Below are 16833 nucleotides of genomic sequence, written 5' to 3'. Positions count from 1 at the left end.
ATTTTAATAAGAGATTATATGTTCTCAAAATAGTAACGCCTCTTAAAAGTAAAGTACATATATTTATAAATAAGTGGCTAGAAACTGAAAATTTACTTTATGGTTAAGCTATACAAAAATTAAATTTTGATTTTAAAAATTATTCCATGTCCACAAATGTAAAACCCTGAATTCGATTTTATATCGGTTTCAGGGTTTTGTTTTGTATCTTTAATCATGTTGGATTTAAATAGGAATGACAATGTGTACAGATTGATTGGGAAATAGGTGGGGGAGGAGGGGGGCAGAGTTGATGATCTTTTTTAACGATTGGGCAAATAAAAATAACACTAGCAATGGTTATCGATCGAGGGTTAATGCACTGGACAGAGATATCTTCAACAACAGTGTAAACATCAACAACATCACCTTGAAGTTCTTTTAATAAAATAAAAGTACAAAAGGGAATTTCAAAATCGATGGAGTAGAGTGCTTGGTGAGAAGGATTTGATGACAAGAGTACTTTGATTTGCTTTTTCCCATTGATGACGAGTTTATTACCGACTGGTGTACAGATGATTTTAAATGAATTGATCAATACCTTTAAACAGACTTGTCGTATGTTTTCAATTTTAATTTTTCTCGACGGTAGGTATAAAGTGTCGCTTTCACAGAATTGTGTACAAGGATGATGGGGCGGACATTGAGGAAAATGTGATGGTGGCGTAATGCCAAATATTTCAATCGGTTGGCTATCCATAGAGAGTTCCTCCTTATTGCCTAAATCATACGTAGTGGTTCACTACTATCGTATGGCAGTGAGGGGTCGTATGCTACTATACAAACTAATAAAATCTCTAAAATCCTTGTTAGTCATAGTTAAGCTGTCATTAGAATAAGATTGTACTGCAAGGTGAAGTAAAAACTCATGGTAAGGGGTGAGGATAATCAGGAGATTATTTAGAACGAGAACCAGTAAAATTAATTCATTGATTAGTTTGAGTACACTGGCGGCTATGTTTATATTATTTTTCTTATTAATGCCCGAATTTACAGCAACGATTGGTGGAAAAGTATTTGTTGCGGTATGGACACTGATGGCCATGTTGTCTTTCGTTGCCCATGGAAGGAGAATGAAGCAGCGTGAAGGGCGACAATATGTTCCTGTCTTTGGTATACAAAGAAATGAGCGTACCTCCAAGAAGGCACGCTCAACAAGTTTTATGAGTGGATCATAATTAGATTGTCAGTGAACCCAATATGTCATCTAAATGATTGAGCATATTGTTCAAATCATTGGCGGTGATGACAAGAGGAGGTTGGAAGGCTAAGACATTGCGGTTGGGGCCATTTTTACCAACTAAAAAACCTTGGTCTTTCATTCTCTCCATAATGATATCCGTTTCGGCGATCGCAGGTGTCTTATCTTTGTACACTAGCTCAGCACCTAACATAAGACCGATACCTCTTACATCGCCGATGATAGGATGTTTCTGTTGTAAAGTGAGTAGGCCCTCTTTTAAGAGTTTGCCAAGTTCAGCAGCCTTCCCAGGCAAATCGTGATCAGCCATATATTTTAAGGTTGCAAGGCTAGCTGCGGCTGTGACTGGATTACCGCCAAGAGTTGATGCACCAGGGCGAGTATAAACATCAGCGATTTCAGATCGCGCTGTGAAGGCTCCAACTGGTGTGCCATTGGCAAGTGCTTTGGCCATGGTCATGATATCAGGCTCCACGCCATAATGCTCCATGGCAAACATTTTTCCTGTACGGCCAAAACCTGTTTGTACTTCATCAATAATGAGGAGTATGCCGTGAGCATCCAATATTTCTTTAACCCGCTTGAAATAGTCTAGGGGTGGAGTGATAATACCTCCATTACCTTGAATGGGTTCAGCAAACATAGCAGCTACTTTTCCAGAAGTTGCTGTTTTGATAATCGTCTCAATTTCATTGGCACAGGCTAGATCGCATTCAGGGTAGCGTTTATTCATAGGACAACGATAGCAATAGGCGTTCGGTGCAAAACTAATACCACCGACTGGTGTCGGATCAGTACGCCAAAAACTAAGTCCTGTTAAACTCATGCCGAGTTTATTACGTCCATGGAGTCCTTGGCGTAAACTGATGAGCTCTGAGTTGCCAGTATAAAGAGAAGCGAGGAGTGCGGCTCCTTCGTTGGCCTCACTGCCACTAGCGCAGAAGAAGGTTTTTTGCAGTCTGCCAGGTGTGATCCCAGCAAGACGTTCAGCGAGGTTTACAATATTTTCTGTTAGATAAATTGTTGTAGTGTGTTGTAATGTGTTAACTTGCTGGCAAATTTCTTTGGTGATTTCAGGATTGCAGTGACCGCAATTAGCGACGGAGACGCCGGCAAAACAATCAAGATATTGTTTACCATTGCTGTCATACAAATACTGCATTTCACCACGCACTAACTGCATCGGTTGATTATAGAAATGATAGACGCAAGGGATCAAATATTCACGTTTTTTTCGTAAAATTTCTTCAGGGCCAATATACTGACTCAAAATATATCCCACCTTTCAATAAGTAAGTATCTGAAAGAAAATAAATAGATCAGAAGAAAATGACTAGTTATTTTTTGAAGATACCTTAGCGTGAAACACGGTAACGGAAAGTACCAAGACCTAGCTTTCTTGGGCTAGAACTCTGAATTTTTTCAAGTTGTGTAGGTTCAAATTCATATGCAGATTGCTGACTTGCAATCTTATCAAGTTCTTGACGGTAAGTGCTTGTCAGGAGAGCGATGAATTCAGGAGTGTAGTGTTGACCTTCAATGCGGTAGTTCTGGACAGTCTGTAACGACTGCAAATGAGGTAACAAACATAAATCATTAGCAAATAAAATATGGCTGCGATCATATTGGTCAACCATAATGAGATGTTCTTGCCCAGCAGTATCAAGTAAGGCATATTGGCGCGTATCGAGTGTATGATCATAAGTATTGCTGCCATTGTTTAGGATGGCGACCGGAATGGAATGGTCAGTCACCATTGCCGGTAAAGAGCCGTGTACAATCATCTCGATTGGTAATGAACTTTCTTTTGCCAATTGTATAATTTGCTCATGAGTAGCTTCTAGGGAAACGGTACCTTTGCTGATTCCGTTATTTTTTAGGAGTTCAATTGTCAAATGATTAAATATGTTGAATGAAAAATCAGCCTGTATTGGTAAGTCACATAAGGTGCGAGCTAAGCGTAATGCGCCAATATTGCTGACCATTAAGCCATGAGGTCGCAGTGTATTCATACTGGTGAAAAATTGTTCTAATTCACCGCATTCTCGTTCCATTGTAATGCGTGGAGTCGCAACAACAACTTGAGCATTGTATTTGTTGGCTTCTGTAATTCCTTGAGTGATTTGCTCTAAGGTCCAAGGAGTGGCAGGTTTTAGAGCTTCGCCACCAATGTAAATGATGTTTGCACCATTTTGGCAGGCTGCTCTAAGAGAAGGTAAATCGGCAACGCGTACGGATAGTACAGGCTCCATCTTAGTATTTGTAGTAGTGGTAGGTGAAGTAATAGCAACTGGTGTACTCATATCGGCTTCACGGACGGCTTGGCTAAAAAAGCGAGGTTCGCGTTTTCCAGTGTAGCCAATTGCGCTAGCGCCAGGATTACCTAGTGCATAACAAGTGGAAAAGTCACGAGCACGAGAATCTTGTAATTTTTTCCAATCATCAAGGTTTGGTGTATAACCGAGAGGATCTGCAATATAGCTGTCAATGGCATGACGATATGACTGTACAATACTTTTTACAAATGCTGCTGTACGCATGCGGCCTTCGATTTTGAATGAAGTAACGCCTGATTGTATCAGTTCAGGTAACTTCATATATAAACACATATCTTTCATAGCCAGTTTATAAGGGCCAGGATCTTGGTCAGTGACTTTTTTGCCAGTGGCTGCATCAATCAATTCATAAGGCCAGCGGCAGGATTTTAAACAACGGCCTCGGTTGGAACTTTGACCGAAGACTACACCTGAATGAACACATTGACCGCTGTGAGAAATGCACATATCCCCATGGATAAAGTATTCAACTTCAATACCAGTACGTTCTTTTAATAAGGCGAGCTGGGCAAGGGACATTTCTCGATTTACGACAACTCGACTAATACCATAGTCTTGCAAGGTGCGAACTGCATGTTCATTATGAGTATTCATCATAATTGAAGCGTGGAGGGGGACACTTAGTTTCATTTCACGTGCTAATTGCAAGATCGATAGATCTTGAACAATCAGAGCATCAGGTTTAATTTCATCAAGAAATTTGAGGTAAGAACGCATATTGGGAATTTCCCGTTCACTGATGAGATTATTAACTGTGACGTGCAGATGCACATGATGTTGATGAGCGTATTCAATCGCTCGAATGAGCATTTTGTCATCGAAATTTGCGTCTGTTTTTAACATACGCATGTTAAAGCGTTTACCACCCAAATAAACTGCATCAGCTCCCGACTCGACAGCGGCTTCTAATACATCCCAAGTACCAACAGGAGCTAACAGCTCCACAGAATTACGTTTTAATAGCATATTTTCATCTCCAGCATTTTAGTAAAAATGAGTCATTTATTCGAAAATTTCCTTGGCTTCAGCGACTAAATCAGCAGGTAAATTGAGTCCTAAGTTTTGAGCAGCAAAATCATTTAGTAATATCTCTGGAATTTTTACAGTATCTACAGGGATGGAGGCTGGCATTGTGCCGCTAAGAATTTCCTTAGCCTTTGCAGCGCATTCAACTCCTAATTGATGGTGATTCGCAACCAATGCACCTAATGCTCCAGCAGGGACATTGGGTGCATGGGAGGTGATCACTGGTATATTGATGGTGTCGGTATAATAGACAATAGTGGCAAAATTTTCTTCAACTATACGCCCTATTGGTAAAAATAAAACATCTAGGTTTATGGGTAAGAGGTCAGGGAGATTTGATAACTCTTCAGCCTCGTGAATTGGGATTTCGATGAGAGTGAAGGTTGAGTTTTCTAGTTTGCGGAAATTTTCAACTTCTGCAATAGAATTGCTATCATTAACGTGATAGAGTATTCCAAGAGTGCGGGCTGCAGGTAATAGGCGCTGAATAAAAGTTATTTTAGCATCTGCGGGAACCATGCCAGCAACGCCTGTTGCTTTACCTCCTGGTAAGGCTAGACTGTTGACCAATCCAGAACCGACTGGATCAAAAACAGGTGTAAAAACCACGGGAATATGCTCAACAAGCTCAATAGCTGCTTGTGCTGATGGTGTGGAGCAGGCAAAAATAAGATCAACTTTTTGCTGTGCTAATGCTATGGCAAGGTCCGGAAGCAAATCGATATTGCCGTCGGCATTTAAATAATGAAAATTGGCAGCAATTTCTTGTTGAGCAAGACCTTGTTTGAAACCATTGACTGCATCATCCAAATTTTGCGTAAGTTGCAAAATACCTATGTTATACAAAGACGAACACCTCTTTAAAAAAAATTCTAACCCATACATTTTCAACACATATGCGATAATACCTGCAAAAAAAACGAATAAATATTGTAGCATAAAATGATAGAAAATTCCAACATATTATAGTATGCTACGTTGTGAAGGCAGAATTTATTCAGTCATTATAAAATGTTTGCATTTAAGTAAAAGTAAGTCGTAAAATGAAGAGGAAAACGTCTATCTAAAACTTGATGAGTAGGTTAAAATAGAAGTTCACTTCAGTGTTAAAAATCTTCATCGAAAATATAAATTATAAGTGAGATATAGGAAGGATAATAGACCCTTATGAATACGAAACATGATGTTTACAAAGAACAATTCGTTCATTTGCACGTTCATACAGAATACAGCTTACTTGATGGTGCGAGTCGCATTGCAAATTTGGTTAAGCGGGCTAAGGAACTTAATATGCCAGCGATTGCGATTACTGATCATGGGACAATGTATGGTGTTATTGATTTTTATAAACAAGCAAGAAAACAAGGAATTAAACCGATTATTGGTTGTGAAGTGTATGTAGCTCCGCGGTCTAGGCGGGAACGATGTACCGTCGATGGAGAAAACTACTATCATTTGATTCTGTTGGCTGAAACAGATGAAGGATATAGAAATTTAATCGAACTGGTATCTAGAGGCAATACCGAAGGTTTTTATTATAAACCAAGGGTCGATACGGAACTGCTCAGAGAGTATAGTAAGGGGCTCATTTGTCTAAGCGCCTGCATTGCAGGGGAAATTCCGACTTGGATGTTAAAAGGTGATATGGATCGGGCTGAAGCATTGGCTCGCGAATATATGGAGATTTTCGGTAAAGATAACTTTTTTCTTGAAATGCAAGACCATGGTATTCCTGAACAAAAACAAGTGAATAAATTATTGGTGGAGTTATCTCGCAAACTGGGAGTTGGTCTCGTAGCAACCAATGATTTACACTATATTGATAAAAAAGATGCAGAATGTCATGATGTACTTCTCTGTATTCAAATGGGCAAAACTGTGGATGATGCCAATCGTATGAAGTTTTCCACGGAAGAATTTTACTTGAAAGATCATGGTGAAATGTCCCAGTTATTTGGATCTTATCCAGAAGCTTTAGAGAATACCTGCCGTATTGCTGAGCGGTGCGATGTTACTTTGGATTTTGGCAATATGTATTTACCTGAGTTTCCTGTACCAGAGGGTTTAACTGCTGATGAATATCTTGCGCAACTTTGTAAAGAAAGACTCGTTGAACGGTATGAAGAGGTTACGCCAGAAGCTCATTCTCGCCTTGATTTTGAACTATCTGTTATTTATAAAATGGGTTATTCAGGATATTTTTTGATTGTTTGGGATTTTATTAATTATGCCCGAAAACAAGAAATTCCTGTAGGACCAGGTAGGGGATCGGCGGCTGGTAGTATTGTATCTTATTTATTGGGCATTACTAATATAGATCCTCTCAAATATGGTTTGCTATTTGAACGGTTTTTGAATCCCGAACGAGTCAGCATGCCGGATATTGATATCGATTTTTGCTATGTAAAACGCGGAAAAGTCATTGAATATGTATCAGCTCTTTACGGTGCTGATCGCGTAGCTCAAATTATTACCTTTGGTACCATGGCGGCGAAAGGTGCCATTCGTGATGTAGGACGGGCTTTAAACATGTCTTATGGTGAAGTGGATCGCATTGCAAAAATGATACCAAATGAACTCGGAATTACCTTACGCCGCGCTTTAGAAATTAATTCTGAACTGAAGAATGCGTATGAAAGTGAACCGATGGTTGCTAAATTATTGGATTTGGCAATGGCGGTAGAAGGTTTACCGCGTCATGCATCTACACATGCAGCAGGGCTGGTGATTTCTAAAGAACCTTTGACACATTATGTACCGCTGCAAAACTCGGCTGAAGGTTTTTTGACCACCCAATATGATAAAGATAAAGTTGAAGAAATTGGACTCTTAAAAATGGATTTACTCGGTCTGCGAACGTTAACAGTGATCGGTGATACCATCAAGTTAGTACGTGAAAATCGAGGCATAAAGATTGATATTGATCATATTCCTTTTGATGATGCCAAGGTTTCGGCTATGCTGAGTCATGGAGATACTGCAGGAGTTTTTCAGTTGGAATCAAGTGGTATAACAACCTTAGTCAAAGATCTGAAACCTGAATGTTTTGCTGATTTGATACCCTTAGTAGCTTTATACCGACCAGGGCCATTAGGCAGCGGCATGGTGGCTGATTTTATCAATGGCCGTCACGGTAAAAAGCAAGTAACCTATGTACATCCATTGCTTGAGCCGATTTTGCACGAGACCTTTGGGGTGATTTTATATCAAGAACAAGTTATGCAGATCGCCTCTGTCATGGCTGGCTTTACACTCGGCCAAGCTGATATGCTCCGGCGAGCCATGGGCAAAAAGAAACATGATGTACTAAATGCTCAGCGGCAAAATTTTTTGCAGGGGGCCAGTGCCCGAGATATTGATGCCAAATTGGCTGGAGAAATCTTCGATTTGATGGCCCATTTTGCTGATTATGGTTTTAATAAATCCCATAGTGCTGCTTATGCCTTAGTCGCTTATCAAACCGCTTATTTGAAAGCAAACTATCCCCAAGAATTCATGGCAGCTTTATTGTCAAGCGTCATGGGAACCAATGAGAAGGTAGGCCATTATATTGAAACATGCCGGCAGATGGGAATTGCTATATTGCCCCCTGATGTCAATGCCAGTCATAATAGTTTTAGTGTGGATGGTGAGGCCATTCGATTTGGCTTGGCTGCCGTAAAAAATGTTGGTGAAAATGCTATTCAAAATATGGTGATCGCTCGAGAGAAACAAGGATCTTTTACATCGTTGGTTGATTTGTGCACACGAGTTGATATGAGAGTGGTAAATAAGCGAGTCATTGAAAGTTTGATTAAATGTGGAGCTTTTGATTCATTTGGTGCAAAACGGTCCCAACTACTTGCAGTTCTTGATCGTGCAGTGGATATGGCTGCTGTAAGTCAACGAGATAAAGCCAGTGGACAACTTGGGCTGTTTGGTGAAGAAACTTTGAATGAAGCCGCTGAAGTTAATCTACCAGATATACCTGAAATACCCAAAGATCAATTACTTGTTTTGGAAAAAGAAATTACTGGGTTTTATGTAACCGGGCACCCTTTGGATGCATATCGAGACAAGATGAATAGTGTTACACCCCTTGGTGAACTTGTAAATGGTAATTATGCTGATGGGAAAATTGTACAAGTAGCAGGGCTGATCAATAATGCAAAACGTATTACAACCAAAAATGGTGATATGATGTGTTTTATTGCTCTTGAAGATTTTACGGATCAAATTGAAGTTGTCGTTTTTCCTAGAATTTTTGATAAGTTTAGCAAATTTTTATTGCCTGATATGCCTGTTCGAGTATCGGGACGATTAAGTGTGAATGATGAAAGTGCCAAAATTCTTGCTGATAGTGTTCGAAGTTTAGATGATGCAGTCAGCGGTGAAGTGCGGCTTAAGATTTCAAGTCAACAAGAAACTGGAGAAATTTTTGAGCAATTAAAACAAGTTTTGAAACAATATGCTGGCTCAACTGTCGTATTTTTACATCTGATTGATAGTCAGCGTGTCATTAAGACAGAAAAACAATTTTGGATTCAACCTTCAGCAGAGGCTGTTGAAGCCTTAGAAGTGATTATTGGTAAGGGAAGAGTGAAGATTGTATAAAAAAAGAATTAATGTAATTTAATGGTAAAAAAAGATGGTATTCTTTTACGCGATATGGTATTATATGTATTATAAGATGCAAATAAAAAGAAACTGTTTATATTTTTAAAAGAAAGCAAAAAAAAAATGCAGGATTACTGTTTGATATGGAGAAAACAATAGAGAATTAATCTGGCGAGATATGAATGTAATAAAAACATACTTGTGAAAGATTTAATATTAATGATGTAGTAGTAGGAGGACTTATGTGGACTGTAATATATATCGCAGCGAATCGGGCGCAAGCTGAAAAAATGAAAGATATACTAAGTGCAGAAGGGATTCTATCCAATACAAGAGCAACGGGAGCGGCTTTAGCTGCTGGTGATGGAGCATATGAAATTTTGGTCTTGGAGTCCGAAGCAAATGAGGCAAATGAAATTATTTGTCAATATGCTGTTATGAAAAATTTGACTCGAGGCTAATCATAAGATGAGTTGCTGCAAAAATAATTGATACTCCTTATCTCCAGTGTGTATAGTGTAAACGCTCGATGGTGTTTTAAAAATGATTTTGATGGGGCGGAGGGCGTTTATATTGTTCTGGATGATAGGAATAAGCAGTGTTGTTGTATTCATTATACTTGGTTGGTACTATCTTCATAACTTAGACTGGCAGATTAAATTTTTAATAGCGCGATTAAATAAAATGATTCGCTGCCAGAAGCGGGATCGACAAGCTATAAAATCATTATTAAAAGATAGTTATACCATTATCAATAAAGGTATGGTTTGCAATCATTCTACTGCTGTTTATCAAACGTTAGATTTATTAAAATTAGCTTTTGGTCATGGCTTGGTTCGTTCTGGTGAGTCTGGTCGATTAATGGCGATTGGTATAAGCGCATTAAATAACAATAAACCTGATGTTGTTGGTTTTGTTGTAGATGCTTTTAGACCTTTAGTACGTCAGCTATCGCCTGATGACGTTGTCATTGCAATCAATCAATTAACTTTGATTGGTGTGATTTCTTTTAAAAAGAAACAAAATTTTTTAGCAGCCAAAGTTGTAGATTGTATTTTATTTATAATGGAGCAACCGGATGAATCTGTAGAACGAAAAAAAATGGTAGCCGCCATTAAAGCTTTAAAGGTTCTAGGTGTTCTTAGTTTGCGCCGTCGTGATACGGGATTATTTAGAGAACTCAATATACGTTTGTCGACCTGCCTTATCTCTAGTTGTAAAGCAGATGATATGACAACTGAAATCTCTAGTATGCTTGCAGCCTGGTTACATCGTATTATATGGCTCAATGAAACAGTTTTATTCACGGTCATTACTGATATGATTTTCAATTTGATTGGAGCCGATGTATTAACAGATGATGGGATTGAAGTGATGATTGATGAGCTAGGAAATGTTGCAGCATCAGCTTGTTTAAATCCCAATAGTCCCTTGGCAAGTCTCATCCTTGAGTTTATGTTCAGACTTGCAAATGAACGGAAAAATGATCGGCACTGGACGAGGGTCGTTACAATTGCTGGGCGGGTAGCCAAATTAGCTATTTATCGCCATGGTCTTGCTGCAGCATTTACTATCATACATCCTCTTTTGGAATTTGGACGAAATTTACTGTGGGCAGAATTAAAATTTATAGAGTCTGTTGATAAGATTCGCCAGCGACTTTTATTTAGAGTTGTCAGAGAAAGTTTACTCATTTTGTCTTATTGTGCGAGGCTGAATTTACTTGGTTCAACAGAAGAAACGATTGTTGATGTTTTTAAATGTTGGATGGGGCATTCAGAATTAATGATCAATCAGAAATCTGCAAAAAAATATTGTCAGCTCTTATTATTGTTTTGGTTAAAAAATAAACGGCAGATGAAAAGAACTCTGTCATATGACCCAGAATTCATAGAACCTATATTGTTTTCTAGTAGCGAAAGACGACGGCTAGGCATTTAAAAATGCAAAAAAATCCGGGTATATTATTATACGCCGGATTTTTGTTTTGGTAGGCTGCTGCCAGTTAAGAGTACGCTGACAATGGGAAAGACTTTGCTAATGTGTTTAATCAGTACTGCGAAGGTCAAACTAATTCCTATAGTTAATAGGTAAAAAATAATTACGACGATCGCTGACATCATGATATTGTGTCGCGTTAGATAAGCATCTAAATAATACATAACCAAAGGATGAACTAGGTACACTAGGTAAGAGTGTTTTCCTAAGGCAGAAAGAATACTTTCTATACTATTAGGCAGTTTGCTGTTGTTAAAAAATAAAAATAAAAATAAGGTGGAACCGAGTGTATATAAAACGCCAATAGGACTTAGTTGGTGAGCTGTGTTAACAGCTTGTTCAGGGGAATAATGGGAAACATACAACAAATAATAATAAAATGAAAGCATACCTGCTGTGGTAAGGTAAAAGAAAGATTTTATATGTTGTTGATATTTTTTGATTTTCTCTTCGAAAACAGAATAATTTACGGCACAAACAGCACCGAAGAGGAAAATAAAAATATAATGGAATACCCAATAATTTAGACGGTATGATATGAATTTGTTGAAATAATAACTTGTAAAATCAGCTTTCAAAAGATAACTTGAATAATAATTGAAAATGATTTGAAGGAGTAAAAGGATACTTAAATTGCGGAGTGGATGGTCGATGATGTAACGAACCATTGAACGCCAAAGAGGCATAAGAGAATAAAACCATAGTAAAATGACTAAAAAGTACAGCTGACAAGAAGCTAGACCAAATAAAAAAAACTCATAGACTAAAGGCGGAGTCCATATTGAAAAATCTCGATTCATAAATGTATAGTGAAGCATATACAATAAAGACCAGACAATGTAGGGGAGGAGTACAGTGCGCCAACGACGCATGATAAAATTCATATAATTCAGTTTGCCTGTTAGATCTTGATTTACAAATAAGCCAAAGGCTGATACGAAGAAAAAAATAGGTACGCTAAAACGAGTGAGAATTTCTAATAAAGCAAAGAGATGAACGTTTACTTTGGGATTGCTTAATGAATAGGCACCAGTATGAATGCCGACTACGCCGAGCATGGATATCCCGCGAATGTACTCAAGAGCATTTATTCTTTGTTTGGACATAATAAGGTTCCTTTCTTGTACGAATAAATTTATTATCAAATACTAAATTCGTAATTCTTTTAGATTATTCCTGCTTGTATTGGTCACAAAGAGGATTTTCAAGAATAAACGACTCGTTAGCAAAGAATTTTTAATAGGCAGGAATATTAAACTTTGATTTTGAATATATAGATAAATGCTTTTTTTAGGAGGATTGAGAATGAAATCATTAGGTTTAATCAATGGCAATTTAGTTGACCTTGACGAAAATGTTATATCAATGGAAGATCGTGGGCATCAATTTGGTGATGGTGTTTATGAAGTTACAAAAGTCTATAATGGTCGTTGCTTTGCTTTAAAGCCACATTTGGAAAGGTTGTATCGCTCTTTACGGGCAATCAGGATTCCTGCGACTTACACCTTTGAAGAATTAGTTGAATTTCATGAGTTGTTGATTGAAAAAAGTGGCATTGTTGAAGGGGCCATTTATTTGCAAATTACTCGGGGTGTCGCTCCTCGAATACATAGCTTTCCAGAACAAGTTGTACCATGTCTAACCATGTCCATAAGACCTGCTGGTAAGGTTAATAAGGAACTGTGGGAAAAAGGTGTTAAAGTGACTCTGATTCCTGATGAACGTTGGCTGCGTTGTGATATTAAATCTTTGAATTTATTACCTAATATTTTGGGTAAGCAGCAAGCTAAAGAAGCTGGATGTTACGAAGGGGTCATGGTTCGTGATCGGCATGTCACAGAAGGGACAAGCAGCAATTTTTTTGTGGTCAAAGATGATGTGGTTTGGACTTACCCGGCAAGTCCTTTGATTTTGAAAGGAATTACGAGAACTATTGTCATGGATCAATTAGCGAAAGAATTGGGAATTACGATTCTAGAAAAAGCTTTTGAGACATCATTTATCAAAGACGCTTCAGAGGCCTTTTTATCAGGAACAAGTACTGAAATTATGCCCGTCACTATGATTAATGGCAATAAAGTAGGGGATGGTGAAGTAGGGCCTATCACTCGTAAACTACAAATGGCCTATACACGTTTGATTGATGAGGAATGCGAACGCAAATAATGAAGATCTGGTAAAGTCTTGTGTTTTTAGGGGGTTCAAATAGCAGGGGATACCCTGCTATTTTTGTATAGCAGTAGTAGAAGAAACAACTATTTTGGCGATGGAGGCTAATTTATGCAGGAGAGATTAAGGCAGTTGTCATATTATCGATGGTTGATTTTTGGTGTTGCTGCAATGGGAACATTTATGGCGGTATTAGACTCTACAATTGTGAATGTTGCTTTACCGGTGATTGCTGTGAATTTGAACGTGGAGTTGGCAATCGTACAATGGGTGGTATCGGCTTATTTACTTGTGATCACAATCTTACTCCCTTTGTTTGGTAAAGTTGGTGATTTATATGGTCGACGCAGAGTGTATCTACTGGGATTTGTCATATTTACAATTGGATCATTGCTGTGCGGTCTCTCTCATGGAATTTGGCTTTTGGTATTAGCAAGAGTTGTGCAGGCGATTGGAGCTTCTATGTTGATGGCTAATGCACCAGCAATTGTGAGTGTGACTTTTCCGGGTAAACAGCGAGGGCGGGCATTAGGGATGATTGGTACTGTCGTGGCTTTGGCTTCAATGATTGGTCCGATTTTAGGTGGTGTATTGGTAGGATTATTTAATTGGCAATCGATTTTTTATATTAATTTGCCTATCGGTCTATGTGCCTATTTACTAGGATATTTCATATTGCCCGTTGAAGAAAAAGAAGGAAGCGCATCATTTGATGTGCAGGGTGCAATGCTGTTTGCCAGTGGTATGACAGGGTTGTTGATCGTGCTATTGAAAGGGCAAGAATGGGGGTGGGGTTCCTATCTTGTGGATATAATTAGTATGATAACAATTATACTTCTCGGTACCTTTATTTGGTATGAAAATAAAATTGAACATCCGATGATTGATTTATCTCTTTATAAATGCTGGCCATTTCTGGCGGGAAATCTATCTGGATTATTGTCCTTTATGGCGCTATTTTCTAATGTAATCTTATTTCCTTTTTATCTTCATTCAATATTATTGTTTTCACCGACTGAAATTGGTTTAGCGATTACCCCTTTCCCTTTACTAATGGCTGTAATTGCTCCTGTTAGTGGTTATCTATCAGAGCGAATCAGCCCTGCCTTGTTGTCGAGTTCAGGTCTGAGTATTGTGATGATAGGACTTTGGTATTTATCGACTCTTGATACTCAATCTGTAATTTGGAATGTGTTGATTGGGCAAGGTATTCTTGGTATCGGCCATGGTATGTTTCAATCACCTAACAACAATAGTGTTTTAAGTTGCGTACCAAAAGAAAAAGTGGGACTAGCGAGTGGAATGAGTGCCTTGATGCGTAATATTGGCATGGTCAGTGGTACGGCAGTGACTGTATCTGTCTTTGAATGGACAAGACAAATGGAATTGGCTAAAGTCAGTTTGCCCAGTCAAACGGCGAATATAAGCGCATTTTTAATAGGGTATCATGATTCGCTAATGATTGGTGCCTGTTTTGCAGGGCTTGGTGCTCTTATTTCCTTAAGTCGAAAGGGGCATGCAGTATTAAAGACGTAGTTAAATGAAAATAGTTGTGGTAATATAAATATAAGGAATGTTCAATTAGAAATGAGAGGGGTGCAAAAATGAATAAAGTTTGGTTGCAAATCTTTGCTACAATGATCGTTGGTAGTATTCTTAAATCTGCCCTTCACAACTCTTTGGTATGGGTAGCCATTGACCTTGGTATCTTAGGGATTTCCTATTTGATTTTACGTCAACATCTTAATGTAAATCTGAAAGGCAGTATGTTATTTTTAAGTGGTTTAACAGTGATTTCCATACTTGCAGACTTGAATTTGATGAGCGATATGGTTAGTAATCTTTTGGTGTTAGGTTTGGTAGGCTGGATGATGTTCGGCAAGGGTGGTCAAAGTAATGGAAATCGAAATCCTAAAAGTCCGACGATTCGTCATAAATGGCATAAATGAAGAATTTAACTCGTGCGGCACTATTGTTAGCTCTCACTTTGACATTTCAGTCTTTGCGTTATTTTGTCCCGATTCCAATCTTTTTATCGACTTTTTTGATCGGTAGTTTAGTCAATGCTTGCTTGTTGGTCGCGCTAGAAATGATAGGTCCAAAACCTGCTCTTGCCATTGGATTTATAGCGCCGGTGATTGCTTATTTTCAACAATTATTGCCATTGCCGATTATGATTCTTCCAGTAGCTCTTGGAAATGCCATTTATATTGGAGTTTTTTTTAGTGGTGTAAGGTGGCAGTCGTGGTTGAGAATTGGTGTTGCTGGATTAAGTAAAGCGGTATTTATGTATGGTGCCTTCAGTTGGCTGCTGATGCTCATTGCGATTCCGGCCAAGTTGGCAAGTTCTTTGTTGTTTGTTATGAGTTGGCCGCAGTTTGTGACTGGGGTGGTCGGTGGTCTCTTGGCTAGTATAGTAAAGAAAAGGTTACAAAGACTTTTATAAAGCCTTTGTAACCTTTTCTTTACGCATTTTGTAAGAAGTTCATAAGTAGTGCGCCGTTATTTTTTAACCACTGTCTGTGTTCTTTGAAATTTGGTGAGAATTTTCCAACCTCTTGCCAAAATAGAGAAGAATGATTGAGTACACGTAAATGGCAAAGTTCGTGAATCACTAAATAATCAATGACTTCAGGTGGCGCCATAATAATCCGCCAGTTATAATTAATATTACTCTTAGACGAACAGCTGCCCCAACGGGTTTTCTGCTCTTTGATTGTGAGACGTTGAGGTTGAACGTTAATTTTAGTCGCCCATAAGGCGGTTTTGGCGATTAGGAGTGTGCGCGCATTAGTGATATACCATTGTTTTAATAAGGCTTCGGCAACAGAAGCGTTTTCCGACGAGATATTGATGATGATTTGGTGATCGTATAGATGAATGATAGGATGAATATTTTGAGTCTCTGTAAAGTGAAGTGTATGTATTTGACCTAGATAAAGTACTGTTGCGCCATGGGCAATTAATTTGTTCGTAGGATTTGCTTTTAAGTTTTCCAAATGTAAAATTTTTTTGATAATCCAGTTAGATTTTTCATATAATATTTTTTCGATAGCAGTTTTTGGGAATTTATTAGGGGCAATAATTTCCAATTCTCTACTGGAGATTATCTTCAACTGGAGAGATTTACGATTTTTTTGATAAATGATGTGATAGGTTAGTGGATGGTTAGCAAGTGTAATCATATTCATGATAGTAAAATTAGGCACATAGAATATTAAATCCTGCAAGTTTTATGATAAATAAAAAAAAGTTTCCAATTTCAAAATTGGAAACTTGTTAATCACTTGGTGCCGAAGGCCGGACTCGAACCGGCACGTGGAGTACACGTCTGATTTTGAGTCAGGTGCGTCTGCCAATTCCGCCACTTCGGCACATCCTAGGCTGAGATGTTCTCTCAACATTTATTATGATACCATAATGAGGTATTATTGTCAAGTATATAATGCAGTTAACCAAATTTCATTG

Annotated in this window: 14 protein-coding genes and 1 tRNA gene; 8 read left to right on the top strand and 7 right to left on the bottom strand. The window is 38.3% G+C overall.

Annotation, left to right across the window (positions count from 1 at the left end):
* Positions 1-214: 214 nt before the first annotated feature.
* Positions 215-739, bottom strand: a complete 525-nt coding sequence (locus tag ACAN52_RS18230; RefSeq protein WP_378956395.1) for a DUF3794 domain-containing protein — start codon at positions 737-739, stop codon at positions 215-217.
* 229 nt (positions 740-968) lie between these two features.
* Here ACAN52_RS18230 and ACAN52_RS18225 point away from each other — a divergent pair, with 229 nt between their 5' ends.
* Positions 969-1217 carry a hypothetical protein gene (locus tag ACAN52_RS18225; protein WP_378956394.1) on the top strand — a complete coding sequence of 83 codons (249 nt, stop codon included), beginning with the start codon at positions 969-971 and terminating at the stop codon, positions 1215-1217.
* Here ACAN52_RS18225 and ACAN52_RS18220 read toward each other — a convergent pair whose 3' ends face one another.
* From ACAN52_RS18220 to ACAN52_RS18210, 3 genes are all read right to left on the bottom strand, one after another.
* Complete coding sequence (locus tag ACAN52_RS18220) at positions 1218-2510, bottom strand: aspartate aminotransferase family protein (RefSeq protein WP_378956393.1); 1293 nt, start codon at positions 2508-2510, stop codon at positions 1218-1220.
* 85 nt (positions 2511-2595) lie between these two features.
* The gene (locus ACAN52_RS18215; protein ID WP_378956392.1) at positions 2596-4542 is read right to left on the bottom strand and encodes a peptidase U32 family protein; all 1947 of its coding nucleotides are present in this window, start codon (positions 4540-4542) and stop codon (positions 2596-2598) included.
* Between the two features lie 36 nt (positions 4543-4578).
* Positions 4579-5448: an ABC transporter substrate-binding protein gene (locus tag ACAN52_RS18210; RefSeq protein ID WP_378956391.1), complete on the bottom strand. Its 870-nt coding sequence runs from the start codon at positions 5446-5448 to the stop codon at positions 4579-4581.
* Between the two features lie 321 nt (positions 5449-5769).
* Here ACAN52_RS18210 and ACAN52_RS18205 point away from each other — a divergent pair, with 321 nt between their 5' ends.
* The 3 genes from ACAN52_RS18205 to ACAN52_RS18195 all read left to right on the top strand — a co-directional run bounded on the left by ACAN52_RS18205 (position 5770) and on the right by ACAN52_RS18195 (position 11139).
* Positions 5770-9195 carry a DNA polymerase III subunit alpha gene (locus tag ACAN52_RS18205; RefSeq protein WP_378956390.1) on the top strand — a complete coding sequence of 1142 codons (3426 nt, stop codon included), beginning with the start codon at positions 5770-5772 and terminating at the stop codon, positions 9193-9195.
* Positions 9196-9440: 245 nt separating this feature from the next.
* Positions 9441-9659, top strand: a complete 219-nt coding sequence (locus tag ACAN52_RS18200) for a hypothetical protein (protein ID WP_378956389.1) — start codon at positions 9441-9443, stop codon at positions 9657-9659.
* Positions 9660-9771: 112 nt separating this feature from the next.
* Positions 9772-11139, top strand: coding sequence for a hypothetical protein (locus ACAN52_RS18195; protein ID WP_378956388.1), 1368 nt, complete (start codon positions 9772-9774; stop codon positions 11137-11139).
* A gap of 26 nt (positions 11140-11165) precedes the next feature.
* Here the strand turns inward: ACAN52_RS18195 and ACAN52_RS18190 are convergent, their stop codons facing one another.
* On the bottom strand, positions 11166-12302 hold the full coding sequence (locus ACAN52_RS18190; RefSeq protein ID WP_378956387.1) for an acyltransferase: 1137 nt from the start codon (positions 12300-12302) through the stop codon (positions 11166-11168).
* A 199-nt stretch (positions 12303-12501) separates the two neighbouring features.
* On the opposite strand from ACAN52_RS18190, the gene dat reads away from it, so the two are divergent.
* From dat to ACAN52_RS18170, 4 genes are all read left to right on the top strand, one after another.
* Entirely contained in the window at positions 12502-13362 is an 861-nt protein-coding gene (dat, locus tag ACAN52_RS18185) for a D-amino-acid transaminase (RefSeq protein ID WP_378956386.1), read from the top strand.
* 114 nt (positions 13363-13476) lie between these two features.
* Positions 13477-14901 (top strand): MFS transporter, encoded by a 1425-nt coding sequence (locus ACAN52_RS18180; protein ID WP_378956385.1) that lies wholly within the window; start codon positions 13477-13479, stop codon positions 14899-14901.
* Positions 14902-14969: 68 nt separating this feature from the next.
* Complete coding sequence (locus ACAN52_RS18175; protein ID WP_378956384.1) at positions 14970-15314, top strand: hypothetical protein; 345 nt, start codon at positions 14970-14972, stop codon at positions 15312-15314.
* Positions 15311-15811, top strand: a complete 501-nt coding sequence (locus tag ACAN52_RS18170) for a hypothetical protein (protein WP_378956383.1) — start codon at positions 15311-15313, stop codon at positions 15809-15811. The genes ACAN52_RS18175 and ACAN52_RS18170 overlap by 4 nt, the downstream gene beginning before the upstream one ends.
* Positions 15812-15830: 19 nt before the next feature.
* On the opposite strand, the gene ACAN52_RS18165 is transcribed toward ACAN52_RS18170, so the two are convergent.
* Positions 15831-16574 carry a M48 family metallopeptidase gene (locus ACAN52_RS18165; RefSeq protein ID WP_378956382.1) on the bottom strand — a complete coding sequence of 248 codons (744 nt, stop codon included), beginning with the start codon at positions 16572-16574 and terminating at the stop codon, positions 15831-15833.
* 79 nt (positions 16575-16653) lie between these two features.
* A tRNA-Leu gene (locus ACAN52_RS18160) sits at positions 16654-16739 on the bottom strand.
* Positions 16740-16833 lie beyond the last annotated feature (94 nt).

The sequence above is a fragment of the Pelosinus sp. sgz500959 genome (assembly GCF_042610375.1).
Classification (GTDB): Bacteria; Bacillota; Negativicutes; order DSM-13327; family DSM-13327; genus CTSoil-075.
The sequence above is the reverse complement of the archived record's forward strand: the minus strand, read 5'-3'. Positions and strand labels throughout refer to the sequence as shown.

What these genes read in the sequence shown, in the direction of transcription:
- ACAN52_RS18180 (WP_378956385.1), top strand. Translation starts at nt 13,477, where the DNA reads ATGCAGGAGAGATTAAGGCAGTTGTCATATTATCGATGGTTGATTTTT.
- ACAN52_RS18190 (WP_378956387.1), bottom strand. Translation starts at nt 12,302, where the DNA reads ATGTCCAAACAAAGAATAAATGCTCTTGAGTACATTCGCGGGATATCC.
- ACAN52_RS18230 (WP_378956395.1), bottom strand. Translation starts at nt 739, where the DNA reads ATGGATAGCCAACCGATTGAAATATTTGGCATTACGCCACCATCACAT.
- ACAN52_RS18170 (WP_378956383.1), top strand. Translation starts at nt 15,311, where the DNA reads ATGAAGAATTTAACTCGTGCGGCACTATTGTTAGCTCTCACTTTGACA.
- ACAN52_RS18175 (WP_378956384.1), top strand. Translation starts at nt 14,970, where the DNA reads ATGAATAAAGTTTGGTTGCAAATCTTTGCTACAATGATCGTTGGTAGT.
- ACAN52_RS18215 (WP_378956392.1), bottom strand. Translation starts at nt 4,542, where the DNA reads ATGCTATTAAAACGTAATTCTGTGGAGCTGTTAGCTCCTGTTGGTACT.
- ACAN52_RS18200 (WP_378956389.1), top strand. Translation starts at nt 9,441, where the DNA reads ATGTGGACTGTAATATATATCGCAGCGAATCGGGCGCAAGCTGAAAAA.
- ACAN52_RS18205 (WP_378956390.1), top strand. Translation starts at nt 5,770, where the DNA reads ATGAATACGAAACATGATGTTTACAAAGAACAATTCGTTCATTTGCAC.
- dat (WP_378956386.1), top strand. Translation starts at nt 12,502, where the DNA reads ATGAAATCATTAGGTTTAATCAATGGCAATTTAGTTGACCTTGACGAA.